The following is a 23,119-nucleotide window of genomic DNA, read 5'->3' on the forward strand; positions in this document are numbered from 1 at the left end:
GCGTATGACCACCCCCTCACCGGAAACCCCCCACCCCGCCGTCCGCTACGGCACCCCCGACGCCCCCCGCATCGCCGTACGCGGCGAAGCCCGCCTCGAAGTCGACCCCGAAATCGCCCGCATCGGCATCACCGTCGCCTCCCGCGGCAAAGACCGCCGCGCCGCCCTCGACGACCTCACCCGCCGCAACGCGACCGCCCTCGACCTCATCAAGACCTACGGCGACGCAGTCGAACGCCTCGAAACAGGCGCCTTCTCCATCACCCCCGAACTCAAAGAACACGGCCGCGGCGAACGCATCCACGCCCACCACGGCCGCGTCCACATCACCGCCGAGCTGACGGACTTCACCGCCCTTGGCGAACTCACCACGCGCCTCGCCGACCTGGACCTCACCCGGGTCGACGGCCCCTGGTGGGCCCTGCGCCCCGAATCGCCGGCCTACCGGAAAGCCCGACAGCAAGCGGTCAAGGAAGCCGTCCAACGAGCAAGGGAATACGCCGACGCCCTCGGCACCACACTGGCCGCCCTCGTGGAACTCGCCGACATCGGAGCAGAAGACGCACAGCCCTACCCGCCGGCCCCCGGCGCCCGCATGCGCTCCATGGCCTACGGCGCCGCAGCCCCCGAAGACACCGCCGCAGCACTCGATCTCGAACCCCAACGACAACGCGTATACGCCGCCGTCAACGCCCGATTCACCATGGCCCCACCACAGCTCTAGAACCCACGTTTGGGGCCGTTCGAATGCTCATCGGAGCATGCGTCTGCACAATTCAATACTTGTCAACGACCCTTCACCCAAAGGTTGTTGAGTAGTCATGCACGCCAAATTCTCTACCCGCCGGTAAGGCCTAGGCTCAAAACCATGCGCCGAGCAAAAATCGTCTGCACTCTGGGCCCCGCCACCGACTCGTACGACCAGATCAAAGCCCTGGTCGACGCCGGAATGGACGTCGCCCGCTTCAACCTCAGCCACGGCACCCACGCCGAACACGAGGAGCGCTACCAGCACGTACGAAAGGCCGCCGACGAAACCGGCCGCAGCGTCGGAGTCCTCGCCGACCTTCAAGGCCCGAAGATCCGACTCGGCCACTTCACCGAAGGCCCCGTACTCCTTGAACGCGGCGACACCTTCACCATCACGGTCGAGGAAGGCGTCCAAGGCGACGGCCACACCTGCGGCACCACATACCCCGGCCTCGCCACCGACGTCACCCCCGGCGAACGCATCCTCGTCGACGACGGCAAAGTCTGCCTCGAAGTCACCTCCGTCGACGGACCCCGCGTCCACACCACGGTCGTCGAAGGAGGCATGGTCTCGGACCACAAGGGCCTGAACCTCCCGGGAGTCGCGGTCTCCGTCCCTGCCCTCTCCGACAAGGACGAAGCGGACCTGCGCTGGGCCCTGCGCACCGGCTTTGACGTCATCGCCCTGTCCTTCGTCCGCAGCGGCCACGACATCGAAGACGTGCACCGCATCATGGACGAGGAGGCACGCCGACTGCCCGTCATCGCCAAGGTGGAGAAACCACAGGCGGTCGACGCGATCGACGACATCGTGGCGGCCTTCGACGGCATCATGGTCGCGCGGGGCGATCTCGGCGTGGAAATGCCCCTGGAGCAGGTCCCGATCGTCCAGAAGCGAGCGATCAAACTGGCGAAGCGCAACGCCAAGCCGGTGATTGTGGCGACCCAGATGCTTGACTCGATGATCGAAAACTCGCGCCCGACGAGGGCGGAGGCGTCGGACGTCGCCAACGCCGTCATCGACGGCACGGACGCGGTGATGCTGTCCGGCGAGACGAGCGTCGGCAAATACCCCATCGAGACGGTCCGCACGATGGCCAAGATCGTCGAAGCGGCGGAGGAGGACATCCTGGCGAAGGGCCTCCCGCCCCTGACGGAACGGAACAAGCCCCGCACCCAGGGCGGCGCGGTCGCCCGAGCGGCAGCGGAAATGGGCGACTTCCTGGGCGCGAGGTTCCTGGTCGCCTTCACCCAGTCGGGCGACACGGCCCGCCGACTTTCGCGTTATCGCTCGCCGATCCCGCTGCTGGCGTTCACACCGGAGCCGGCGACGCGGTCGCAGCTGAGCCTTACGTGGGGAGCGGAGACGTTCCTTGGGCCACATGTGGACTCGACGGATGCGATGGTCGAACAGGTGGACGAGCTGTTGCTCAAGTACGGCCGCTGCAAGAAGGGGGACGTCGTGGTGATCACGGCGGGGTCGCCTCCGGGGGTGTCGGGGTCGACGAACATGGTGCGGGTGCATCACATTGGGGAGGACGACAGTCCCAAGTAGGGGGCTGGGGTTAGTATTTGGGGCCTACTTGGGCGTCGAGCAGGGCGACGGAGGCCTTTTTGGCTACGGAAATGTTGTACGGGTTTCCGTTGCGGTGCAGTGGGTCCACTCGATGCCAAGCTTGTCGAGGGTGTTGGTATAGAGGCGGCGGATGTCGTCGGAGACGTTGGTGAAGAAGTACCGCGGATATTCGTAGCGCTTGCGCTCCCCGGAGACGATGCGGGTCGTCCAGTTGGTGAGCCGACAGCCGTCGGAGTGGATGAGGCCGCGGATGAATTCCCAAGGGTGGGCGTCGATGATTTCCTGTTGCCAGGGTTCGAGAGCGATGCGGCGCTCGTGCTTCTTGCCGGGGCCGTGCTGAGGGAACATGCACGTCCAGTGCTTCGTGTATGACTTCACCTCGACGCACCCCGGCTTATGGCGTTGGCTGACGTGAGTGAGTGGCATCACCCTGCGCATGGCGCTCTCGGCGGCGGCGATTAGGCCTGTCTGCGCAGCGTTGCAGAAGATCGACAGGTGGTGCTGCTTCGGTTTCGAGATGATGTGGCCGTCGCCGAGGTAGAGGCCCAGCAGGTATGCGTACGCGATCTCATCAAACTCGCGCCCTGTGCATTTGGGGCAGTCCGTTGGCTGCTCATACGCCTCGCCGCGCGCTCTGCGGTCCTCGCTGCGCCACCAGCCGACGGTTCCGCGCGGAATGTTGAGGCGCTCCGCAACGATGCGATTGGGGACGCCTTGGCGCATGAGTGCGACGGCCTGGGCGCGAATCGAAGGGCTGTGCTGGTCCATGTCACGACTGTGTGTTACTGAGCGTGGCTGCGTGTAGCAAAAAGCGGATGTTCACGAAAACGTGAACATCCGCTTATGGGTGCCGGGTATGGGATTCGAACCCACACGTCCTTTCGGACAGAGGTGTTTGAGACCTCCGCGTCAACCAGTTGCGCCAACCCGGCTGGACAACCCGAGAGGAGTGTACCGGGTCACCGAACGGAGGTGCAGCTAGGTAGGCTCTTGTCAGCAGTACCCGGCCGTGAACAAGGAGCCCCCGTGACCGCCCCCGAGTCGCCCCAGCCCGTAGACGCGCCCGACGACGACAAGTCGCACGTGCCTCCGCTGACGACCCGTGTCGTCATCGCCGAGGACGAGGCCCTGATCCGGCTCGACCTCAAAGAGATGCTGGAGGAGGAGGGCTACAGCGTCGTCGGTGAGGCCGGTGACGGCGAGCAGGCCATCGAGCTCGCCCGTGAGCACCAGCCGGACCTTGTGATTCTCGACGTGAAGATGCCCAAGCTGGACGGCATCTCGGCGGCCGAGAAGATCGCCGAGGAGCGTATCGCCCCCGTGCTGATGCTGACCGCCTTCTCGCAGCGCGACCTCGTGGAGCGGGCTCGCGATGCCGGTGCGATGGCGTACCTCGTGAAGCCGTTCAGCAAGAGTGACGTCGTTCCGGCCATCGAGATGGCTGTCTCGCGGTTCACGGAGCTGAAGGAGCTGGAGAAGGAGGTCGCCGACCTCACTCTCCGTCTGGAGACTCGAAAGCTGGTCGATCGTGCGAAGTCCATCCTTCAGACCGAGTACGGGCTGACGGAGCCGGCCGCGTTCCGGTGGATTCAGAAGACCTCGATGGACCGTCGGATGTCGATGCAGCAGGTTGCGGAGGCGGTCATTCAGGACGCGGATGAGAAGAAGGCCGCGAAGGGCTGACCCCGGCACCCCACACAGACCGAGGCCCGCGTCCCTGGGGAACCAGGGGCGCGGGCCTTGTCGTACAGCCAAGCGAGTCAGTCTTAGTCCTCGCCGAGGTATGCCTTGCGTACGGATTCGTCGTGCAGCAGGTCTTCGCCGGTGCCGGACAGGACGATGTTGCCGACCTCCATGACGTGTCCCTGGTCGGCGAGCGACAGGGCCGCCTGGGCGTTCTGTTCGACGAGGAGGATCGTCGTGCCCTGGGCCTTGAGTTCCACGATCGTCGACATGATCTTCTGCATCATGATCGGGGAGAGGCCCATGGAGGGCTCGTCGAGCATGAGGAGCTTCGGCTGGGACATGAGGGCGCGGCCCATTGCCAGCATCTGCTGTTCACCGCCGGAGAGGGTGCCTGCGGCTTGCTTGCGGCGTTCTCCGAGGATCGGGAAGAGGTCGTAGGCCCTCTGTATGTCCTTTTGGATGCCTTCCTTGTCCTTTCTCAGGAAGGCGCCGAGTTGCAGGTTTTCCTCGATGGTGAGGCGGGGGAAGATGTGCCGGCCTTCGGGGGAGTGGGCGAGGCCCAGGGCGACGATCTTGTGGGCGGGGATGCCGGAAAGCGGCTTCCCGTCGAAGGTGATCTTTCCGTGGCTGGGCTTGAGGAGGCCGGAGAGGGTGCGCAGGGTGGTGGTTTTGCCGGCACCGTTGGTGCCGATGAGGGTGACGACCTGGCCTGCTTCGACCTTGAAGGAGATGCCTTTGACGGCTTCGATTTTGCCGTAGGCGACCCGGAGGTCTTCGACCTCGAGGAGTGCGGTCACTGGGCTTCTCCCTTGGTGGTGCTGGTGGTGCTGTCGGCGGCTCCGGCTTCGGCGGCGGCTACTTCGGCGGCTTCTGCTTCTCCGGGGGCGCCTTCGAAGGGTTCGCCGAGGTATGCGGCGATGACGCGTTCGTCGGCCTGGACGACTTCGGAGGTGCCTTCGACGAGTTTTTCGCCTTGGACGAGGACGGCGACGCGGTCGCAGAGGTTGAAGATGAACCGCATGTCGTGCTCGATGACGAGGACGGCGATGCCCTTGTCGCGGATGGCGAAGACCAGTTCCTCGGTTGCCCGTGTCTCTTGCGGGTTCATGCCGGCGGTGGGCTCGTCGAGGAGGAGCAGGCCGGGTTCCGACGCCAGCGCGCGGGCGATTTCGAGCTTGCGCTGTTCGCCGTAGGGGAGGTTGCGGGCGAGGTGGTCGCGCTTGTGCTCCAGGCCGATGAACTCGAGGAGTTCGAGGGCGCGTTCTTCGCTGGCCTTTTCGGCTTTCTTGAAGCCGGGGCCGCGCAGGAGGGCGGACCAGAGGCCTTCTTTGGTGCGGGTGTGGCGGCCTACGAGGACGTTTTCCAGGACGGTCATGTTGGCGAAGAGCCGGATGTTCTGGAAGGTGCGGGCCATGCCGGCTTTGGTGACGAGGTGCGGCTTGGGGGGTAGGACGTTGCCCTTGTAGCGGACGGTGCCTTCGGTGGGGATGTACAGGCCGGTGAGGCAGTTGAAGAAGGTGGTTTTGCCGGCGCCGTTGGGGCCGATGAGTCCGACGATTTCACCGGCGTTGACGGTGAAGTCGACGTTGCGTACGGCGGTGAGTCCGCCGAAGCGCATGGTGACTCCGGCGGCTTCGAGTACGGGGGTGCCGGGGGTCGACTCGGTGGTGGTGTTGGTGGTCATCGCGGGTCTCACGCCCCTGCCTTGGAGACGCCGACCGTGCCTTCGGGGAGGGTTGCGCCTTCGGGTACGGCGAGTTGGTCGGTCTCGTGGTATTCGAGCTGCTGTCGTTTGTTGGCGACGATTCCTTCGGGGCGGAAGCGCATCAGGAGGACGAGTGCGATGCCGAAGAAGAGCAGCTGGTAGTCGTTGAGGAACTGGAGTTTGGTGGGGATGACGTAGAGGAGTGTCGCGCCGAGGAGGGGGCCGGTGATGGTGCCCATGCCGCCGAGGATGACGGCGGCGAGGAGGAATGCGGAGCTGGGGGGGACGGGGCCGGCGAAGACGTACATCTCGGGGACGACGGTGTGCTGTACGTGGGCCTGGATGGTGCCGGCGAGGCCGGCGAGGGTGGCGCCGAGGGCGAAGGCGATGAGTTTGACGCGGAAGCCGTTGATGCCCATGGCGGTGGCGGCGGTTTCGTCTTCGCGGATGGCGACCCAGGCGCGGCCGATGCGGGAGTTGCCGGCGCGGGCGAAGATCGTGACGACCAGCGCGGTGCAGAGGAGCATCAGCCAGAAGTAGTTGGCGTAGGAGCCGAGGGTGAAGCCGAGGATGGTGTGGGTGGCGCCGAAGTCGAAGCCGAAGATTTTGAGGTCGGGGATGTTGGGGATGCCGTTGGGCCCGTTGGTGATGTTGGGGCCTGATGTGCCGTCGAGGTTGCCCATGGCGATGCGGAAGATTTCTCCGAAGCCGAGGGTGACGATGGCGAGGTAGTCGCCGCGCAGTCGCAGGGTAGGGGCGCCGATGAGGACGCCGAAGATGAGGGAGGCGGCGGCGCCGGTGAGGACGGCGGCCCAGAACGGGAAGGTGACGTGGAAGGTGCTCGCGGTGGTGCCGGAGACGAGGGCCGCGGTGTAGGCGCCGACGCCGAGGAAGGCGACGTAGCCGAGGTCGAGGAGTCCGGCGAGGCCGACGACGACGTTGAGGCCGAGGGCGACGGTGGCGAAGATGAGGATGCTGACGGCGAGCAGGGTGAATTCGTCGGTGTTCTGGGTGAAGGGGAACGCTGCTGCGGCGGCGAAGGCGGCGCCGATGGTGACTTGGCGGTGTTTGGTGGTGAGGGCCTGGAGGCGGGTGGTGAGTCCGGCTCGGGCGATGGCGCCGAAGGCGAATCCGGTGATGATGAGGTAGCCGACGAAGAGTTCGCCGTAGGGGGTTTGGATGCCGTAGGCGGCGACCCAGAGGCCGAGGGCGAAGGCGGCGATGATGATGCCGATTTCGGCCCAGGGGTTCAGTGGGGTGGGCTGCTTGAGGCGGCCGTGGGCGGTGCCGAAGAGGGGGGTGGTGGCCCGCTTGAAGGGGGCCGTGGTGGGGTCGGTGTCGCGCGGGAGGGGGAGCGCGAGGGCGGCGAGCAGGGTGATGAGTGAGGCTGCTGCCGCGATGAAGCCGCCGGGGTCGAGGTTGACGAGTCCGCCGAGTTCGATGGCGATGGCGATGACGGTGAACCAGGTGGTGGCGAAGGTGCCGAGGGCCATCAGCAGGAGGGGGGTGTTGTTGCCGGCGGGGTTGAGCCAGCGGAAGCCTCGTATGCCGTGGCCGGCGAGGGCGTAGATGAGGGTGAGGATGGCGCCTGCGAGGGTGAGGACTTGGAGGCCGCCGGGGTAGCCGGTGACGGTGAGGTCGCCGGGGAAGTCGGTGGTGTACGTCCAGGAGAGGAAGGTGCTCGCGAGTGTGGCGATGGCGCCGATGGCGAGTGTGAGGCGTGCGCCTGCTTCCGGGAGGTGGATGACGGGCGTGTTCTCGTGGTTTTCGGTGGTCATCGATATCACGCTCGATCCGCGACGCGCTCGCCGAGCAGGCCTTGGGGCCTGACCAGGAGGACGAGAATGAGGAGGACGAAGGCCCAGACGTTGGCCCAGGCGCCGCCGCCGAGCTTGTCCATTCCGGGGATGTCCTGGATGTACTGGATGGAGAGGGCTTCGGCGAGGCCGAGGACGACGCCGCCGAGCATGGCGCCGTAGATGTTGCCGATGCCGCCGAGGACGGCTGCGGTGAAGGCCTTGAGGCCGGCGATGAAGCCCATCTCGTAGTTGATCTGGCCGTATTTGAGGCCGGAGGAGACGGCGGCGATGGCGGCGAAGGCGGCGCCGATGGCGAAGGCCATGACGATGATGCGGTCGGTGTTGACGCCCATGAGTTTGGCGGTGTCGGGGTCCTGGGCGGTGGCCTGCATGGCGCGACCGGCGCGGCTCTTGGAGACGAACAGTCCGAGCATGAGCATGCAGAGGGGGGCGGCTATGAGGAGGAAGAGGTCGGCGCGCTGGATCTGCAGGTTGTCGGTGATCTTGAAGGCGTCTCCGTGGAATTCGGGGAAGCTCTTGGCCTGCTTGGCGCCGGGGTAGAAGCCCCAGACGATTTGCTGGAGGGCGATGGAGAGGCCGATTGCGGTGATCAGGGGGGCCAGGCGTGGGGCGGTGCGCAGTGGCCGGTAGGCGAATCGTTCGGCGGCGGTGGCGACGGCCACTGAGGCGATGACGCCACCGATGATCATGAACGGGATGGCGACGAGCAGTGGGGTGCCGCTGGGCAGCCAGATGTAGATGGTGAGGGCGCCGAAGCCCCCGATCATGTAGATCTCGCCGTGGGCGAAGTTGATGAGCTGGACGATCCCGTAAACCATGGTGTAGCCGATGGCGATGAGGCCATACAGGGCACCGAGGGTCAGGCCGTTGGCCAGCGTTTGCGGCAGTTCGTGCACCGCAGGGCCTCCGATGAGCGTGTCGGATATGACTCCGCGCGAGGGCGCTGTTTGCGCCCTCGCGCGGTGGGTTTCAGGTGGTGCGGGGCTGTGTTGTGCGGGTCAGTCCTTGAAGGTGGCGCTCTTGACGGCCTTCCAGGCGCCGTTCTCGACCTTGTAGACGGTCAGCTGCTTGTTGGTGGTGTCGCCGTACTGGTCGAAGGAGACCTTGCCGGTGACGCCGTCGAAGGAGACCTTCTGCATGGCTTCGGTGATCTTGGCGCGGGCGTCGCTGGGGAGCTTGCCGTTGTTGGCTTCGACGACGGCCTTGACGGCCTGGATGATGGACCAGGCGGCGTCGTAGGAGTAGCCGCCGTAGGCCGCGTAGGGGTCCTTGTAGCCAGCTGCCTTGTAGTCGGCGATGAAGGTCTTGGCGGTGTCGAGCTGTTCGACGGGGTAGCCGACGGAGGTGGCGAGGTCACCGTCGTTGGAGACGCCGGAGGCGGAGATGAAGGCGGGGTCGTAGATGCCGTCGCCACCCATGGTGGGGATCTTGGCGCCGGCCTTCTTGACCTGGTCGGAGATGAGGCCGCCTTCGGGGTACTGGCCGCCGAAGTAGACGGAGTCGGCGCCGGAGGACTTGACCTTGTCGGCGGTGGAGGAGAAGTCGGTCTCCTTCACGGTGATGTGGTCGGTGCCGACGACCTTGCCGCCGAGGCGCTTGAACTCCTGGGAGAAGATCGCGGCGAGGCCGGCTCCGTAGGTCTGCTTGTCGTCGATCACGAAGACCTTCCGCTTCTTCGCGTCGTTGTAGTAGTACTGCGCGGCGAAGCGGCCCTGGATGACGTCCGTGGTGGCCGTGCGGAAGTAGGTCTTGAAGGGGCGCTTGAGGTTGCCCGAGGCCCAGTTGTCGCCCTGGGTGAGGGCGGGGTTGGTGTTGGCGGGCGAGACCTCGGTGAGGTTGGCCTTGGCGAAGTCGCTCTGCATGGACTGGGCGACGCCGGAGTTCAGGGGGCCGACGACGCCGAGGACGTCCTTGTTGCCGACGAGGTTGACGGCGTTCTGGTGGCCGGAGGCGGGCACGGCCTGGTCGTCGAGGGCGACGACCTTGAAGGTGATGCCCTTGACCTCGTTGTTCTTGTTGGCCGTCTTGGCGGCGAGGTCCACGGAGTTCTTGATGCCCTGGCCGAGCGCGGAGAGCGAGCCGGTGAGGGGGGCGTCGACACCGATGACGACGGTGGTGCCGCTGCTGTTCTTGGAATCGTTCTTGTCGCGCGAGCCGCATGCGGTCAGCGTGAGGGCACCAGTGGTGATCACGGTGGTGAGGATGAGCAAAGAACGGTTTCGCACGGTCAGTCCTTTCCCAGGCGCGGCTCCCTCTGGTGAGGTGCCGTTGTGCTGGTGGGCCGGAGTCGATGGTTCGAATCCGTTTTTGCGCCCCCGTGGCACAGTGACTGGCGGTGACTTTAGGTGCAGCCGGCGGGGTGGGGGACCGGTGAAGGTAAGGATGTGACTTTCTTGTTATGCATGAAAACCGAAGCTTGTGACTTCAGATGGGCAGATCGGGCTTTCCGGCCGCGCCGGGGTGACCGCATGGTGAGAATCCGCAGTTCCGTTCGGGCGTGGCGAGATCTTGTGACCGGTATCACATGCAGAGGGTGCGGAGTGACGCGGAGAGGTCTTGCGCGTAGGCGGCGCCGAGGATGTAGCTCGGGTTCTGCGTTCCGCGCGTGTTACGCAACGTTACGTTCAGGAAAGGAAGTTCGACGCTTTGTGGAAGTCCGGTGCAGTGGCGGACGGCCACCTGGAGGGTGAGGGTGCGGGGTTTTCCGGCCTTCAGGGTGAGGGGGGTGGCGGGGCTGGTGCTCATGGTCAGCCCGTCGTAGGGCTGTGCGAGGCGGGTCAGCGTGGTGGGCGGGCCGGCGTCGAGAAGGGCCCGCAGCCGGAAGGTGAAGGTCCGGGTGCGGGGGTCGGGGGGTTCGCGCAGGCCGGTGTAGGTGAGTTCGGTGACGCTGAGCGGCCAGGGGGTGAAGGCGGCCTGCCGGGCGTCGTCGAGGGGCGCGGTGAAGAGCGTGGCGGTGAGGGCTGCGGCGAGGCCGGTGACGGTCAGGGCGGCGCGCGGTCGTGGCCGGGTCCAAGGGTGTTGGCGGCCGCAGACGAGGACCTCTGCCGTCTCCCGGGCTTCGGGTGGGGACTGCTCGACCGGGCCGATGCCGCTGGTCATTTCGGCGGGCGCCAGTTCTGCGAGCTCCAGGTGGCACCGTTCTCCTCGGTGCAGCGCTGCTGGGACTGACGGTCGATCAACTTCTTTGCGGCGCCCAGTCCGTGGCGTTTTTGCTCGGTGCGGGCGTTCTTGACGATCGTGTCCATTATTTCGTACTGCTGGTTGGACAGGCCCTTCTGCTCCCAGTCGAGGCCGGCCCACTTCCCGCCGGTGATGGTCTCCTTGGCCCAGTACGAGATCAGTTTGGTGCAGGCGGAGACGGGTGAGGTGTCCTCCGGAGCGGGCGTGGTCCCGTGTGCCGAGGGCGAGCCGGAGGTGCAGCCCGCGCCGATTGTCACGGCGAGGGCTGCGGCGGCGAGGGAGAGGGTGCGGGAGACGGCGGGGGTGTCGGCGGTGGCGCGGATGCCGGTGAGGGTGCGCCGGCCGCGACGGGGAGGGGTTCGCCTCATGCTCCGACGCTAGGGCGAGGGTTGTCGGTGGACAACCCTGGCGGCTGCGCGGTCAGCCGGCGGCGACGTGCGTCCCGTCGCCGGGCCGCACGTCGCGCAGCAGGCAGGTCAGGCGGGCGCTGCACACGCGCCGTCCGTCCTCGTCGCTGATCACGATCTCGTACGTGGCGGTGGAGCGGCCTCGGTGCAGGGGCGTGGCGACGCCGGTGACCAGGCCGGAGCGCACGCCGCGGTGGTGGGTGCAGTTCAGGTCGACGCCGACCGCGATCTTGGAGCTGCCGCCGTGCAGCATGGAGCCGACGGAGCCGAGGGTCTCGGCGAGGACGGCGGAGGCGCCGCCGTGCAGCAGGCCGTACGGCTGGGTGTTGCCCTCGACGGGCATGGTGCCGACGACGCGGTCCGCGGAGGCCTCGAGGATCTCCACGCCCATGCGGGTGCCGAGGTGTCCGGCGGAGAAGAGGGCCGGGAGGTCGACGCCGAGTGCGGCGTACTCGTCGATGACCTCCTGCGGGAACTTCACGTGCTGCTGCTCGCCCATGGGACCGGCTCCGTTCGTCCTGATCGCTCGTCCAGCCTGTCTGAGCAAACGCTCAGTCGGTTGCCGATTGTTCCAGACGTACGACGACGGACTTGCTGGCCGGGGTGTTACTGGTGTCCGCCGTGGAGTCCAGCGGCACCAGGACGTTGGTCTCGGGGTAGTAGGCGGCGGCGCAGCCGCGTGCGGTCGGGTAGTGCACGACGCGGAAGCCGGGCGCTCTGCGCTCGACGCCGTCCTTCCACTCGCCGACCAGGTCGACGTACGAGCCGTCGGCGACGCCGAGCGCCCGTGCGTCCTGCGGGTTGACCAGGACGACGCGGCGGCCGTTCCTGATGCCGCGGTAGCGGTCGTCGAGGCCGTAGATGGTGGTGTTGTACTGGTCGTGCGAGCGCAGCGTCTGCAGCAGCAGACGGCCTTCGGGCAGCTTCGGGTACTCGACGGGGGCTGCCGTGAAGTTCGCCTTGCCGGTCGCCGTGGGGAAGCGGCGTTCGTCGCGCGGGGCGTGGGGGAGGGTGAAGCCGCCGGGGCGGGCCACGCGCGCGTTGAAGTCCTCGAAGCCGGGGACCACGCGCGCGATGCGGTCGCGGATGGCGGCGTAGTCCTTCTCGAACTCCTCCCAGGGCACCGCGTCCTCCTCGCCGAGCACACGGCGGGCCAGGCGGCAGACGATCGCCGGCTCCGACAGCAGGTGTGTGCTCGCGGGCTCCAGGCGGCCGCGAGAGGCGTGCACCATGCCCATGGAGTCCTCCACGGTCACGAACTGCTCGCCACTGCCCTGCACGTCGCGCTCGGTGCGGCCGAGGGTGGGCAGGATCAGGGCACGCGCGCCCGTGACGACGTGCGAGCGGTTGAGCTTGGTCGACACGTGCACGGTGAGGCGGGCGCGCCGCATGGCCGCCTCGGTGACCTCGGTGTCCGGGGAGGCGGACACGAAGTTGCCGCCCATCGCGAAGAACACCTTCGCCCGGCCGTCGCGCAGGGCACGGATGGCCTGGACGACGTCGTAGCCGTGCTCGCGCGGCGGTGCGAAGCCGAACTCCTTCTCCAGGGCGTCCAGGAAGGCGGGAGCGGGTCGCTCGAAGATGCCCATCGTCCGGTCGCCCTGCACGTTCGAGTGGCCGCGCACCGGGCACACACCCGCACCCGGGCGGCCGATGTTGCCGCGCAGCAGAAGGAAGTTGACGACCTCGCGGATGGTCGGCACGGAGTGCTTGTGCTGGGTCAGGCCCATCGCCCAGCACACGATGGTGCGCTTGGAGGCCAGGACCATCTTCAGGGCCGCGTCGATCTCCGCGCGCGTGAGGCCGGTCGCGGCCAGGGTCTCGTCCCAGTCGGCGGCCTTGGCGGCCGCGGCGAACTCCTCGTAGCCGTAGGTGTGTTCGCGTACGAACTCCTCGTCGACCGCGCCCTCGCTCTCCAGGATGAGCTTGTTGAGGAGGCGGAAGAGGGCCTGGTCGCCGCCGATGCGGATCTGCAGGAACAGGTCGTTGAGGGCGGCGCCCTTGAACATGCCCTGCGGGGTCTGCGGGTTCTTGAAACGCTCCAGACCGGCCTCGGGCAGCGGGTTCACACTGATGATCTTCGCGCCGCTGGCCTTGGCCTTCTCCAGGGCGGAGAGCATGCGCGGGTGGTTGGTGCCCGGGTTCTGGCCGGCGACGATGATCAGGTCGGCCTTGTAGAGGTCCTCCAGCAGGACGCTGCCCTTGCCGATGCCGATGGTCTCGCTCAGCGCCGAACCGGACGACTCGTGGCACATGTTGGAACAGTCGGGCAGGTTGTTCGTGCCCAGCCGGCGGGCGAACAGCTGATAGAGGAAGGCCGCCTCGTTGCTGGTGCGCCCTGAGGTGTAGAAGAGCGCCTCGTCGGGGGAGGCGAGGGCGGCGAGCTCCTCGGCGACGATGTCGAAGGCGCGCTCCCAGCTCACCGGCTCGTAGTGGGTGCCCCCTTCGGGCAGGTGCATGGGGTGGGTGAGCCGGCCCTGCTGCCCCAGCCAGTAGCCGCTGCGGGAGGCGAGGTCGGCGACGGAGTGGGCGGCGAAGAACTCCGGGGTGACCCGGCGCAGGGTGGCCTCCTCGGCGACCGCCTTCGCGCCGTTCTCACAGAACTCCGCCGCGTGCCGGTGGTCCGGCTCGGGCCAGGCGCAGCCCGGGCAGTCGAAGCCGTCCTTCTGGTTGACGCGCAGCAGCGTCAGCGCGGTCCGCTTCACACCCATCTGCTGCTGGGCGATGCGCAGGGTGTGCCCGATGGCCGGCAGTCCCGCCGCCGCGTGCTTGGGCTCGGTGACCTGCGGCGCGTCCTGGACCGGATCACCCTTGGGCGGCTTCGTCGCCATCGCGCACTCTCCTTCACAGACACCTGCGAGCTACCACTTCGATCCTCGCACGCCCCGCTGACAGCGCGGGTGCCAGGGCGTGCGGGGCGGGGGCGTCAGGCGTGCGGGGGTCTGAGTGTCAGTGGGGCGTGGCAGGATCGGGGACGTGGCAGAGACAGCATCGAAGAAGACCGAGACGACCTCCGGCGGCAAGCGGCCCCGCCTCATGCTCATGGACGGGCACTCGCTGGCCTACCGTGCGTTCTTCGCGCTGCCCGCGGAGAACTTCACGACGGCGACGGGCCAGCCGACGAACGCGATCTACGGCTTCGCGTCGATGCTGGCCAACACCCTGCGTGACGAGGAGCCCACGCACTTCGCGGTGGCCTTCGACGTCTCCCGCAAGACCTGGCGCTCCGAGGAGTTCACTGAGTACAAGGCCAACCGCTCCAAGACCCCGGACGAGTTCAAGGGGCAGGTCGAGCTGATCGGCGAGCTCCTGGACGCGATGAACGCGTCGCGGTTCGCGGTCGACGGCTTCGAGGCGGACGACGTCATCGCCACCCTCGCCACCCAGGCGGAGGCCGAGGGCTTCGAGGTGCTGATCGTCACCGGCGACCGCGACTCCTTCCAGCTGGTCAGCGAGCACACGACGGTGCTGTATCCGACGAAGGGCGTCTCCGAGCTGACCCGGTTCACCCCGGAGAAGGTCTTCGAGAAGTACGGGCTGACGCCCGCGCAGTACCCCGACTTCGCTGCGCTGCGCGGCGACCCGTCCGACAACCTGCCGGGCATCCCCGGCGTCGGTGAGAAGACCGCCGCGAAGTGGATCAACCAGTTCGGTTCGTTCGCGGAGCTCGTCGAGCGCGTCGAGGAGGTCAAGGGCAAGGCCGGGCAGAACCTGCGCGAGCACCTGGAGGCGGTCAAGCTCAACCGCCGCCTGACCGAGATGGTGCGCACCGTCGAGCTGCCCAAGGCGGTCGCCGACCTGGAGCGCGCCCCGTACGACCGCACGGCCGTCGCGATGGTCCTGGACACTCTGGAGATCAGGAACCCCTCGCTGCGCGAGCGGCTGCTCGCCGTCGACCCGGGCGGCGAGCAGGCCGAGGCGACGCCGCCGGCGCCCGGTGTGGAGCTGGACGGGACGGTGCTGGGCACGGGCGAGCTGGCCGGCTGGCTCACCGAGCACGGCACCGAGACGCTCGGCATCGCCACGGTCGACACCTGGGCGCTGGGCTCCGGCTCGGTCGCCGAGGTCGCCCTCGCCACCGCGGGAGGGCCGGCCGCTTGGTTCGACCCGTCCCAGCTGGACGAGGCCGACGAGAACGCGTGGGCTGCCTGGCTGGCCGCCGAGGACCGCCCCAAGGTCCTGCACAACGCCAAGGGCGCCATGCGTGTCCTCGCCGAGCACGGCTGGTCCCTCGCCGGCGTCTCGATGGACACCGCCCTTGCCGCCTACCTGGTCAAGCCGGGCCGTCGCTCCTTCGACCTGGACGCGCTGTCCCTGGAGTACCTGGGTCGTGAGCTGGCCCCCGCCGCCGCGGCCGACGGGCAGCTCGCCTTCGGCGCCGACGACGGTGCGGAGGCCGAGGCACTCATGGTGCAGGCCCGCGCGATCCTCGACCTCGGCGAGGCCTTCCGGGACCGCCTTGAGGAGGTCGGCGCCGCGGACCTGCTGCGCGACATGGAACTGCCCACCTCGATCCTGCTCGCCCGCATGGAGCGGCACGGCATCGCCGCCGACCGGGCCCACCTGGAGGCCATGGAGCAGATGTTCGCGGGCGCCGTGCAGCAGGCGGTGAAGGAGGCGCACGCGGCGGCGGGCCACGAGTTCAACCTGGGCTCGCCCAAGCAGCTCCAGGAGGTCCTCTTCGGCGAGCTGGGCCTGCCCAAGACGAAGAAGACCAAGACCGGCTACACCACGGACGCCGACGCCCTGGCCTGGCTCGCCACCCAGACGGACAACGAGCTGCCGGTGGTGATGCTCCGCCACCGGGAGCAGGCGAAGCTGCGCGTCACCGTCGAGGGCCTGATCAAGACGATCGCCGCCGACGGCCGCATCCACACCACCTTCAACCAGACGGTCGCCGCGACCGGCCGCCTGTCGTCCACGGACCCCAACCTGCAGAACATCCCGGTCCGTACCGACGAGGGCCGCGCCATCCGCCGCGGCTTCGTGGTCGGCGAGGGCTTCGAGTCGCTGATGACCGCCGACTACAGCCAGATCGAACTGCGCGTGATGGCCCACCTCTCCGAGGATGAGGGCCTGATCGAGGCGTTCACCTCCGGCGAGGACCTGCACAACACGGTCGCCGCGCAGGTCTTCTCGGTCGACCGGGAGCACGTCGACGCGGAGATGCGCCGCAAGATCAAGGCCATGTCGTACGGCCTGGCGTACGGGCTGTCGGCGTTCGGCCTGTCCCAGCAGCTGAACATCGACGCGGGCGAGGCCCGGGTCCTGATGGACACCTACTTCGAGCGGTTCGGCGGGGTGCGGGACTATCTGCGCCGGGCCGTCGACGAGGCGCGGGCCACGGGCTACACGGCGACCCTCTTCGGCCGCCGCCGCTATCTGCCCGACCTCAACAGCGACAACCGGCAGCGCCGCGAGGCGGCCGAGCGCATGGCTCTGAACGCGCCGATCCAGGGCACCGCCGCGGACATCGTCAAGATCGCCATGCTGAAGGTGGACGACGCGTTGCGGGGGGCGGGCCTCACGTCCCGCATGCTGCTGCAGGTCCACGACGAAGTCGTCCTGGAGATCGCCCCCGGCGAGCGCGCCGCCGCGGAGGAGATCGTCCGTCGTGAGATGGCCGACGCCGTTCATCTGAGGGTGCCGCTCGGTGTCTCGGTGGGGGTGGGGTCCGACTGGGAGTCCGCTGCGCATTAGCCTCCGGCGGTGGTGCGGGGTTCGGTGCTGCCTGGCCGGGCGGCGCGTCGGCCCTCCGGCCAGGGCGTGAGGTTTTCGCGCAGGGGGTTATCGAGTCTCTGCGGGCCCGTTGTGGTTGGTCGCGCCCGCGTGGCGGAGCCGCATGTCGACACAGGCCCGCGCCCCTTTGGGGCGCGGTGGGCTTGTGCGTGGTGGGCTGTGGGCTCGTTGTGGTTGGTCGCGCCCGCGTGGCGGAGCCGCATGTCGACACGGCCCCGCGCCCCTTTGGGGCGCGATGGGCTTGTGCGTGGTGGGCTGTGGGTCCGTTGTGGTTGGTCGCGCCCGCGTGGCGGAGCCGCATGTCGACACGGCCCCGCGCCCTTTTGCCGGGCGTGGCCGAAGCCGGCGTGCGCCGGTGGGGTCCCTCCGCGTCCGTCAAGCCCCGTCGGGAGCCGTCACTCAGGTGGCCCCCGCGAAAAGGCCCCCACCGCCCTCGCACCGTAAGGATGCGGGCATGGGTATACGCATGCTCAACCGCCGGCCGGCGAGCGCGCAGGCGGGTGCCGAGGCGGCGCCCGTCGTGCCAGCCGCGCCGGTGCCGGCCTTCGCCGCTCGTGCAAGCACCGCCCGCATCCCCACGGACCTCGCCGTCGTCCTGCGCCGCACCGCGGCGGGCCTTCTGCGTCGGCTGCCCCGGCTCGGTTCGGGATCCGCGGAGCCGCCCGTCTGGCGGCTGTGGGCGGGCCTGGGCCGCAGTTACCTCGCCGGGCTGCTCGTCCGTGTCCGCCGCAGCCGGCACGCCCGCACCGTCAGGGTGTTCATCGTGACCGCGGGCACCCTCACCGACCGGCCGGACGGCCCTGCTCCACGCTGACCCGCTGCGGCTCCCCGGCAGACGGCACCGGCCGCCACACCCGCACCCCCACCACGTACAGCAGCAGCCCGAGCAGCAGCCCCGCGCCCGCGCCGAAGCACACGGCCGGAATCAGCTCCCAGGGCCTGGCCACCGCGCCCCGGTACGCCCACCACCGCGCCGCCCGCTCCGCGGCCCAGACCCCCGCACACCCGCAGATCACCACGAAGGCCCACCAACGGTCCCGCAGCGACAGCACGGGGACCGCACCCGGGACCGTGTGCGCCGACGCCCTCCGCAGCGCCCGAGCCGCCCACACCGCGATCACCACCGCGCCCACCAGCGAACTCCCGTACTGCAGGTAGGAGTACAGGGGAGACCCCCACAGCACCCGGCCCAGCACCGGAAACAGCCGCACTCCCCACCGGTCGTGATGCGTGAAGGCGTCCCACACCACATGGGTCAGCGCGCCGAGCGCCGCGGACGCGTACCACCACCCGGCCAGGGACGGCCGTACGCCCGCGCGTGGCGCCCCGCAGCGCAGCAGGGCGGCCGGTCGCGGCTGCCAGGGCCGCGGCAGAAGGGCCACGAGCGGCTCCCGCACCAGCAACCACAGTCCGACCAGCGCCCAGGCCACCAGCACGTCGACCGTGAAGATGCCGGGAAAGGAGTGGGTGACCGTGCCGAACTCCATCGCACCGGGCACCGCACTTGCCGCGTAATAGGTCATGTCGGGCGCGAAGGAACCGGCGACGAGAACGGCCGGAACCAGCCGCCCTCGGCCGGATCCGTCGCTGCGCACGGCGGGCAGGACGGCGGCCGCATGGCTCAGGGTGAACGGCAACTGGGCTCCTCACGCCGGACATTGCCCGAGCGGACGGCCCGGGTGATCGCTCCGGTCCAGTATGCGTGCCGCGATTCCACGCCGTCCGCACATGGCCAATCGGTGAATATCGGGCACGAACGGGTCCCCGTGGAAAGGAAGTTGTCGTAGGGTCGCCTGGGTCACCGTGCCCGGCGGCACGGTCGAACAGATGAGCACAGCAACTCGACAGGAATGCGACAGAAACAAGAGAGCGACACGAGGGCAACCCGCACGCCGGGTCGATCGTCAGAACAGGGCGGGCGCACTGTGCGCCGGGCAGATGGAGACGGACGCTGACGCGTCCACGGGAGGGGTTCACTCTATGGCGGCGCAATTCGGCATGAGGCTGCGCAAAGGAGCGGCAACCACAGCCGTGGCAGCGGCCGCGGTCGCTGCCCTGTCCGCGTCCCAGGCTCCGGGGGTCACTGTCGACGACCACGGCAGACAGACCGCCTCGAAGGCCCAGCCCGCGCCCGATGTGACCGCAGGCGACGGCGCCGCGACCGGCAACTCGCCGTACTACACCGCTCTGCCGCCGCTCAACAGCCCGAACCCCTCGCCGACCCCCGGTGCCACCGGCAGCCCCGCGTCGACGGGCGCGGCCGAGGCGGGCATCCCCGCGACCGTCCTCGACGCCTACAGGAAGGCCGAGGCCGAGCTGCGCGAGTCCAAGCCCGGCTGCAACCTGCCCTGGCAACTGCTCGCCGCGATCGGCCAGGTGGAGTCGGGCCAGGCCCGCGGCGGCCGCGTCAACGCGGACGGCACCACGATCACCCCGATCCTCGGCCCGCAGCTCGACGGCAACGGCTTCGCGCTGATCAAGGACACCGACGGCGGCAGGTACGACGGCAACAGCAGCTACGACCAGGCCGTCGGCCCCATGCAGTTCATCCCGTCCACCTGGGCGTGGGCGGGCCGCGACGGCAACGGCGACGGCGTCAAGGACCCCAACAACGTCTACGACGCCGCCCTGGCCGCCGGCCACTACCTGTGCCGCAACGGCTGGGACCTGTCGGTGCCGGCCGACCTCGACCAGGCGATCCTCAGCTACAACAACTCGCAGGACTACCTGCACACCGTCCTGTCGTGGCTGGAGTACTACCGCAAGGGCACCCACGAGATCCCGGACGGCAGCGGCAGCATTCCCTCGGGCCGCAGCGACGACGGCCAGAAGGCCAACCCCAAGCCGTCGCCCACGCCGCCCGCCAAGCCGAAGCCGCCGAGCAGCGGCTCCCCGACCCCCAGCGCACCGCCGTCAAGCACGCCCGGCACGCCGAGCAGTCCGTCGCCCACCCCCACCCCCACCCCCACCGACACCGTGGACCACCTGGCGGACGCGGGCACCGCGAAGCTCACCGCGATGGCCGGCGAAGCGTTCACCAAGAAGATCAGCACCAAGGCCGTGACCAAGACCGGCAAGGCGGTCGGCAAGGTCAGGGTCCGCTTCACCGTCGTCGGCGACACCGACACCACCTTCACCGGCGGCGAAACCGTCGCCACGGTCGTCACCAACAGCTCCGGCGTGGCCGTCGCCCCCACCCTGCAGGCGGGCGAGAAGACCGGCGAGTTCACCGTCCGCGTCACCGTCGTGGGGCGCGCGGTCACCGGCCTCGACTACACCGCAAGCGTCACCGAGCGCGTCGCCGACAGCGTCGTACGCACCAGCGACACCGCGCTGACCTGTACGCCGGGCGGCGAGTTCGCCGACCAGGCCGAGGTGAAGGCCACCTACAAGGGCGCCGTCGCCGACAAGGTCGCGGTCACCGCAACGCTGATCAAGTCCGTGTCCGACCCGACCGAGAACGACAAGGGTCCCTACTTCAAGGACGCCGACGGCAAGACCGTACGCACGCTGACCGGCCTCACGACGGACGCCAAGGGCCTGCTGACGCTGCCGAAGCTGTACGCCGACGACAACACCGGCACCTTCGTCCTGCGCGTCACCACCGCGGGCGGCGCGACCCTCGACATCCAGCTGACGGTCGCAGCGGCCGGCTCCTCGGCGAGCCCCAGCCCGTCACCCAGCCCTTCCGCGTAATTCTCCGTACGTCCCTGCGACGGCGGCGGCGCTCCTCGGCCAGAGGGCGCCGCCGCCGTCGTTGTGTGTGCAACGTGTTCTCATCTCGCCCGCCCGTTGCTACGGTGCCGGACCTGACGACGTATCAGTTCCAGTCCCGTGTTCCCGTCCGTGTTCCCGACCCGGGGAGGCAGGCATGCGCGCCCTGATCGCCGCCGCGACCGGTCTCGCCCTCGCCCTCGCGCTGGTCCTCACCATCACCGCCATGGGCAGTCCCACGGGCAGGACGTCCCCGAAACCGCTGCTGACGACGGTGCCCGCACACCCGTAACCGTCCGGGAGGGAGGCCGAGATGCGCCGCAAGGCCAGTCTGGTCCTGCTCGCCTTCGCCGTGTTCTTCGCGGCGCTGTCCCCGCTGCTGCGCTGGTACGCCTTCCCACGTCTGGCCAAGATCCCGGCCAACCAGTACCAGGACATGGTCCTCGAGGCGAAGAACGTGACCCTCCTCGACTACGGCACGATGAAGGCCCGCAAGGTCCCCGAGGTCACCATCGTGCAGACCCTCAAGGGCAATGTGGAGGCCGCGAAGAAGATCGAGAAGACGGCAGGGCGGGACGTCGTCGTCTGGGACGGCCTCTCCTACGTCCAGGGACCCGACGGCAAGATGGTCTCCCGGATCCCCGAGCGCTACATCTTCGACGCCCACAGCCAGGCCCCGGTCCACGCCACCGGTGAGATGGTCGACGGCGATCCGGTGAAGCGGACCGGCATCGAGTTCAAGTGGCCGTTCCTGACCCAGAAACGGGACTACGAGTACTTCGACGCCCAGACCCGCACCACCAACCCCATCCACTACGAGGGCACCCGGAACTTCCGCGGCCTCAAGGTCTACTACTTCGAGCAGACCATCCCCTGGACCAAGGTCAAGTTCCCTCGGACCATGCCCGTCCAGGGCATCACCCCCGAGTCGGTCGCGAAGACCGGCACCACCCGCTGGTACACCACCGTCCGCAAGTTCTGGGTCGAGCCCGTCACCGGCGCCCCCGTGTACGGCGAGGAGATCCACAAGGAGGAACTGCGCGGCGGCACGCTCCTGGGCGGCCGGGACAAGGTCACCGCTTTCGCCGGGCACGTCAAGATGCGCGAGGACTTCATCAGACACACGGTCGCCCTGGTCAAGTCCAACCGCACCCTGGTCCTGCTGATGACGTCCTATCTGCCCTGGGGCTTCCTCACCCTAGGCGTCCTGCTGCTCGCCCTCTCCCTGTGGCTGGAGGCCCGCAGCCGCCGCACCGGCGACCCGGAACCAGCCGAGTCCACCACACAGGAACCAGTCACCGCCTGAGCCGCGCATTGGTGTGCCGGGTCGGCTCCGCGCCGGCGGGGTCCTCCGGCCACGGATGCTTCGGGTACCGGCCGCGCAGCTCCGCCCGTACGCCCTTGTAGCCCTCCCTCCAGAAGGAGGCGAGGTCGGCCGTGACGGCGGCCGGGCGGCCGGCGGGGGAGAGCAGATGCACCAGCAGCGGCACCCCCGCGACGGCGGGCGACTCGTGCAGCCCGAACATCTCCTGCAACTTCACCGCGAGCACCGGCTGTTCGGGATTGCCGTAGTCGATCCGGATCCTGGACCCGCTGGGGACGGCGATCCGCTCCGGGGCGAGTTCGTCGAGGCGCCCCGCTTCCCCCGAGGCCCACGGCAGCAGGCGGTTGAGCGCCTGGCCCGCGTCGATCCGCGCGAGGTCGGCCCGCCGCCGGGCCCGGCCCAGCTCGGGCTCCAGCCACTCGTCCACGCGCGCGTGCAGCGCATCGTCGGACACGTCGGGCCACGGCTCCCCGAGGCGCAGACGCAGGAACGCCAGCCGCTGCCGCAGCACGAGCGCGTCGGGCGACCACCTGAGCAGCCCGAACCCTTCCTGCCGCAGCCCTTCGAGGAGCGCCGTGCGTACGAGTACGGGGTCGGAGCCCGCCAGGGGCCGCACCGCCAGCTCGATCGCCCCCAGCCGCTCAACCCGTCGCGCCACGACGTCCCCGTCGGCCCAGCGGACCTCCTGGCCCTCGGAGTACAGCGAGGCCGCCGCGGACCGGGCCAGGTCCTCGTCCACCGCGGCGGCGAGCTGCACGCGCGCGTGCCCCTTGCCCACAGGGCGATCCGCGACGGCCACCGCGATCCAGTCGGCGCCGCGCAGGGGACTGCCGTCGCGGAGTTCGGCGCGCGTCCCGGAGGCCATGAGAAACGATCCACCCTCGGCCTTGGCGACCCGCTCGGGAAACGCAAGAGCCGCCACGAGCCCGACGAGCCGTTCGCCACCCCCACCTCCCCGTCGGCCCGCCTGACCGGCCCGAGCAGCCACGGCGCCCGCGCCCCCACGGGACGAGGCGCCGACGCCTCCCGCCCCCGGAACGGCCTGTACGGCCGATGGCTGCGCGGGCTTGTTCGGGGCGGCTTGCTGTGTCCGGCCGGGGCGTGGGGGTGTGGCGGTCGCGTCGCTGTCGGCTGTCCGGGGTGAGGCGTCGGCGTTTCCCGGCCGAGGTGCGGGCTTGTTCGCGGCGGTCTGCTGTGCCTGGTCGGGGCGTGGGTACG

The 23,119-nt window shown here is 68.9% G+C and carries 18 protein-coding genes, 1 tRNA gene and 2 pseudogenes; 8 read left to right on the forward strand and 13 right to left on the reverse strand.

Annotation, left to right across the window (positions count from 1 at the left end):
- Nucleotides 1-4 precede the first annotated feature (4 nt).
- Together ACIBW9_RS05780 and pyk are read left to right on the forward strand one after the other, a co-directional pair.
- Nucleotides 5-724, forward strand: a complete 720-nt coding sequence (locus ACIBW9_RS05780; protein WP_398951530.1) for an SIMPL domain-containing protein — start codon at nucleotides 5-7, stop codon at nucleotides 722-724.
- Nucleotides 725-868: 144 nt separating this feature from the next.
- Entirely contained in the window at nucleotides 869-2,305 is a 1,437-nt protein-coding gene (gene pyk, locus ACIBW9_RS05785; RefSeq protein ID WP_398951532.1) for a pyruvate kinase, read from the forward strand.
- A gap of 10 nt (nucleotides 2,306-2,315) precedes the next feature.
- Here pyk and ACIBW9_RS05790 read toward each other — a convergent pair.
- Nucleotides 2,316-3,094: pseudogene (locus ACIBW9_RS05790) on the reverse strand (helix-turn-helix domain-containing protein).
- An 80-nt stretch (nucleotides 3,095-3,174) separates the two neighbouring features.
- Nucleotides 3,175-3,258 (reverse strand) — tRNA-Leu (locus ACIBW9_RS05795).
- Nucleotides 3,259-3,352: 94 nt separating this feature from the next.
- Between ACIBW9_RS05795 and ACIBW9_RS05800 the strand changes: the two genes are divergently transcribed.
- Nucleotides 3,353-4,009, forward strand: a complete 657-nt coding sequence (locus tag ACIBW9_RS05800; RefSeq protein WP_344403975.1) for a response regulator — start codon at nucleotides 3,353-3,355, stop codon at nucleotides 4,007-4,009.
- Between the two features lie 83 nt (nucleotides 4,010-4,092).
- On the opposite strand, the gene ACIBW9_RS05805 is transcribed toward ACIBW9_RS05800, so the two are convergent.
- The 9 genes from ACIBW9_RS05805 to ACIBW9_RS05845 form a co-directional block, all read right to left on the reverse strand.
- The gene (locus ACIBW9_RS05805) at nucleotides 4,093-4,809 is read right to left on the reverse strand and encodes an ABC transporter ATP-binding protein (protein WP_344403973.1); all 717 of its coding nucleotides are present in this window, start codon (nucleotides 4,807-4,809) and stop codon (nucleotides 4,093-4,095) included.
- Nucleotides 4,806-5,696 (reverse strand): ABC transporter ATP-binding protein, encoded by an 891-nt coding sequence (locus ACIBW9_RS05810; protein WP_398951534.1) that lies wholly within the window; start codon nucleotides 5,694-5,696, stop codon nucleotides 4,806-4,808. Before ACIBW9_RS05810 ends, ACIBW9_RS05805 begins: the two co-directional genes overlap by 4 nt.
- An 8-nt stretch (nucleotides 5,697-5,704) precedes the next feature.
- A complete protein-coding gene (locus tag ACIBW9_RS05815) occupies nucleotides 5,705-7,495 on the reverse strand; it encodes a branched-chain amino acid ABC transporter permease (RefSeq protein WP_398951535.1) in 1,791 nt (596 codons plus the stop codon).
- 5 nt (nucleotides 7,496-7,500) lie between these two features.
- Nucleotides 7,501-8,433: a branched-chain amino acid ABC transporter permease gene (locus tag ACIBW9_RS05820; protein ID WP_344403970.1), complete on the reverse strand. Its 933-nt coding sequence runs from the start codon at nucleotides 8,431-8,433 to the stop codon at nucleotides 7,501-7,503.
- Between the two features lie 102 nt (nucleotides 8,434-8,535).
- Nucleotides 8,536-9,762: a branched-chain amino acid ABC transporter substrate-binding protein gene (locus ACIBW9_RS05825; RefSeq protein ID WP_398951539.1), complete on the reverse strand. Its 1,227-nt coding sequence runs from the start codon at nucleotides 9,760-9,762 to the stop codon at nucleotides 8,536-8,538.
- Between the two features lie 295 nt (nucleotides 9,763-10,057).
- Complete coding sequence (locus ACIBW9_RS05830) at nucleotides 10,058-10,636, reverse strand: hypothetical protein (RefSeq protein ID WP_398951540.1); 579 nt, start codon at nucleotides 10,634-10,636, stop codon at nucleotides 10,058-10,060.
- Nucleotides 10,633-11,085, reverse strand: coding sequence for a hypothetical protein (locus tag ACIBW9_RS05835; RefSeq protein WP_398951543.1), 453 nt, complete (start codon nucleotides 11,083-11,085; stop codon nucleotides 10,633-10,635). The genes ACIBW9_RS05830 and ACIBW9_RS05835 overlap by 4 nt, the downstream gene beginning before the upstream one ends.
- Before the next feature lie 52 nt (nucleotides 11,086-11,137).
- Nucleotides 11,138-11,623, reverse strand: a complete 486-nt coding sequence (locus ACIBW9_RS05840; protein ID WP_398951545.1) for a hotdog fold thioesterase — start codon at nucleotides 11,621-11,623, stop codon at nucleotides 11,138-11,140.
- 52 nt (nucleotides 11,624-11,675) lie between these two features.
- The gene (locus tag ACIBW9_RS05845; protein WP_398951547.1) at nucleotides 11,676-13,955 is read right to left on the reverse strand and encodes an FdhF/YdeP family oxidoreductase; all 2,280 of its coding nucleotides are present in this window, start codon (nucleotides 13,953-13,955) and stop codon (nucleotides 11,676-11,678) included.
- Nucleotides 13,956-14,100: 145 nt separating this feature from the next.
- On the opposite strand from ACIBW9_RS05845, the gene polA reads away from it, so the two are divergent.
- Both polA and ACIBW9_RS05855 read left to right on the forward strand, forming a co-directional pair.
- Nucleotides 14,101-16,824 carry a DNA polymerase I gene (polA, locus tag ACIBW9_RS05850; RefSeq protein ID WP_398951550.1) on the forward strand — a complete coding sequence of 908 codons (2,724 nt, stop codon included), beginning with the start codon at nucleotides 14,101-14,103 and terminating at the stop codon, nucleotides 16,822-16,824.
- A 493-nt stretch (nucleotides 16,825-17,317) separates the two neighbouring features.
- Nucleotides 17,318-17,677 carry a hypothetical protein gene (locus tag ACIBW9_RS05855; protein WP_398951553.1) on the forward strand — a complete coding sequence of 120 codons (360 nt, stop codon included), beginning with the start codon at nucleotides 17,318-17,320 and terminating at the stop codon, nucleotides 17,675-17,677.
- Here ACIBW9_RS05855 and ACIBW9_RS05860 read toward each other — a convergent pair.
- Nucleotides 17,643-18,500, reverse strand: a complete 858-nt coding sequence (locus tag ACIBW9_RS05860) for a DUF4184 family protein (protein ID WP_398951555.1) — start codon at nucleotides 18,498-18,500, stop codon at nucleotides 17,643-17,645. The two genes, ACIBW9_RS05855 and ACIBW9_RS05860, sit on opposite strands and share 35 nt — an antisense overlap.
- Nucleotides 18,501-18,843: 343 nt before the next feature.
- Between ACIBW9_RS05860 and ACIBW9_RS05865 the strand changes: the two genes are divergently transcribed.
- The 3 genes from ACIBW9_RS05865 to ACIBW9_RS05875 all read left to right on the forward strand — a co-directional run bounded on the left by ACIBW9_RS05865 (nucleotide 18,844) and on the right by ACIBW9_RS05875 (nucleotide 21,883).
- Nucleotides 18,844-20,559, forward strand: a complete 1,716-nt coding sequence (locus ACIBW9_RS05865) for a lytic murein transglycosylase (RefSeq protein ID WP_398951557.1) — start codon at nucleotides 18,844-18,846, stop codon at nucleotides 20,557-20,559.
- Nucleotides 20,560-20,734: 175 nt separating this feature from the next.
- Nucleotides 20,735-20,869, forward strand: a complete 135-nt coding sequence (locus ACIBW9_RS05870) for an SPW_0924 family protein (RefSeq protein ID WP_398951559.1) — start codon at nucleotides 20,735-20,737, stop codon at nucleotides 20,867-20,869.
- Between the two features lie 21 nt (nucleotides 20,870-20,890).
- Nucleotides 20,891-21,883 carry a DUF3068 domain-containing protein gene (locus ACIBW9_RS05875; RefSeq protein ID WP_398951561.1) on the forward strand — a complete coding sequence of 331 codons (993 nt, stop codon included), beginning with the start codon at nucleotides 20,891-20,893 and terminating at the stop codon, nucleotides 21,881-21,883.
- On the opposite strand, the pseudogene ACIBW9_RS05880 reads toward ACIBW9_RS05875, so the two are convergent.
- Nucleotides 21,873-22,841: pseudogene (locus tag ACIBW9_RS05880) on the reverse strand (ATP-dependent helicase C-terminal domain-containing protein); the annotation flags it as partial. The gene ACIBW9_RS05875 and the pseudogene ACIBW9_RS05880 sit on opposite strands and share 11 nt — an antisense overlap.
- Nucleotides 22,842-23,119 lie beyond the last annotated feature (278 nt).

Source organism: Streptomyces sp. NPDC049541, from assembly GCF_044465725.1.
Classification (GTDB): Bacteria; Actinomycetota; Actinomycetes; order Streptomycetales; family Streptomycetaceae; genus Streptomyces.

Excerpts from the sequence above, each read along its gene's own strand:
- ACIBW9_RS05780 (WP_398951530.1), top strand. The coding sequence starts at position 5 with ATGACCACCCCCTCACCGGAAACCCCCCACCCCGCCGTCCGCTACGGC.
- pyk (WP_398951532.1), top strand. The coding sequence starts at position 869 with ATGCGCCGAGCAAAAATCGTCTGCACTCTGGGCCCCGCCACCGACTCG.
- ACIBW9_RS05810 (WP_398951534.1), bottom strand. The coding sequence starts at position 5,696 with ATGACCACCAACACCACCACCGAGTCGACCCCCGGCACCCCCGTACTC.
- ACIBW9_RS05815 (WP_398951535.1), bottom strand. The coding sequence starts at position 7,495 with ATGACCACCGAAAACCACGAGAACACGCCCGTCATCCACCTCCCGGAA.
- ACIBW9_RS05830 (WP_398951540.1), bottom strand. The coding sequence starts at position 10,636 with ATGACCAGCGGCATCGGCCCGGTCGAGCAGTCCCCACCCGAAGCCCGG.
- ACIBW9_RS05835 (WP_398951543.1), bottom strand. The coding sequence starts at position 11,085 with ATGAGGCGAACCCCTCCCCGTCGCGGCCGGCGCACCCTCACCGGCATC.
- ACIBW9_RS05840 (WP_398951545.1), bottom strand. The coding sequence starts at position 11,623 with ATGGGCGAGCAGCAGCACGTGAAGTTCCCGCAGGAGGTCATCGACGAG.
- ACIBW9_RS05845 (WP_398951547.1), bottom strand. The coding sequence starts at position 13,955 with ATGGCGACGAAGCCGCCCAAGGGTGATCCGGTCCAGGACGCGCCGCAG.
- ACIBW9_RS05855 (WP_398951553.1), top strand. The coding sequence starts at position 17,318 with ATGGGTATACGCATGCTCAACCGCCGGCCGGCGAGCGCGCAGGCGGGT.
- ACIBW9_RS05865 (WP_398951557.1), top strand. The coding sequence starts at position 18,844 with ATGGCGGCGCAATTCGGCATGAGGCTGCGCAAAGGAGCGGCAACCACA.
- ACIBW9_RS05870 (WP_398951559.1), top strand. The coding sequence starts at position 20,735 with ATGCGCGCCCTGATCGCCGCCGCGACCGGTCTCGCCCTCGCCCTCGCG.
- ACIBW9_RS05875 (WP_398951561.1), top strand. The coding sequence starts at position 20,891 with ATGCGCCGCAAGGCCAGTCTGGTCCTGCTCGCCTTCGCCGTGTTCTTC.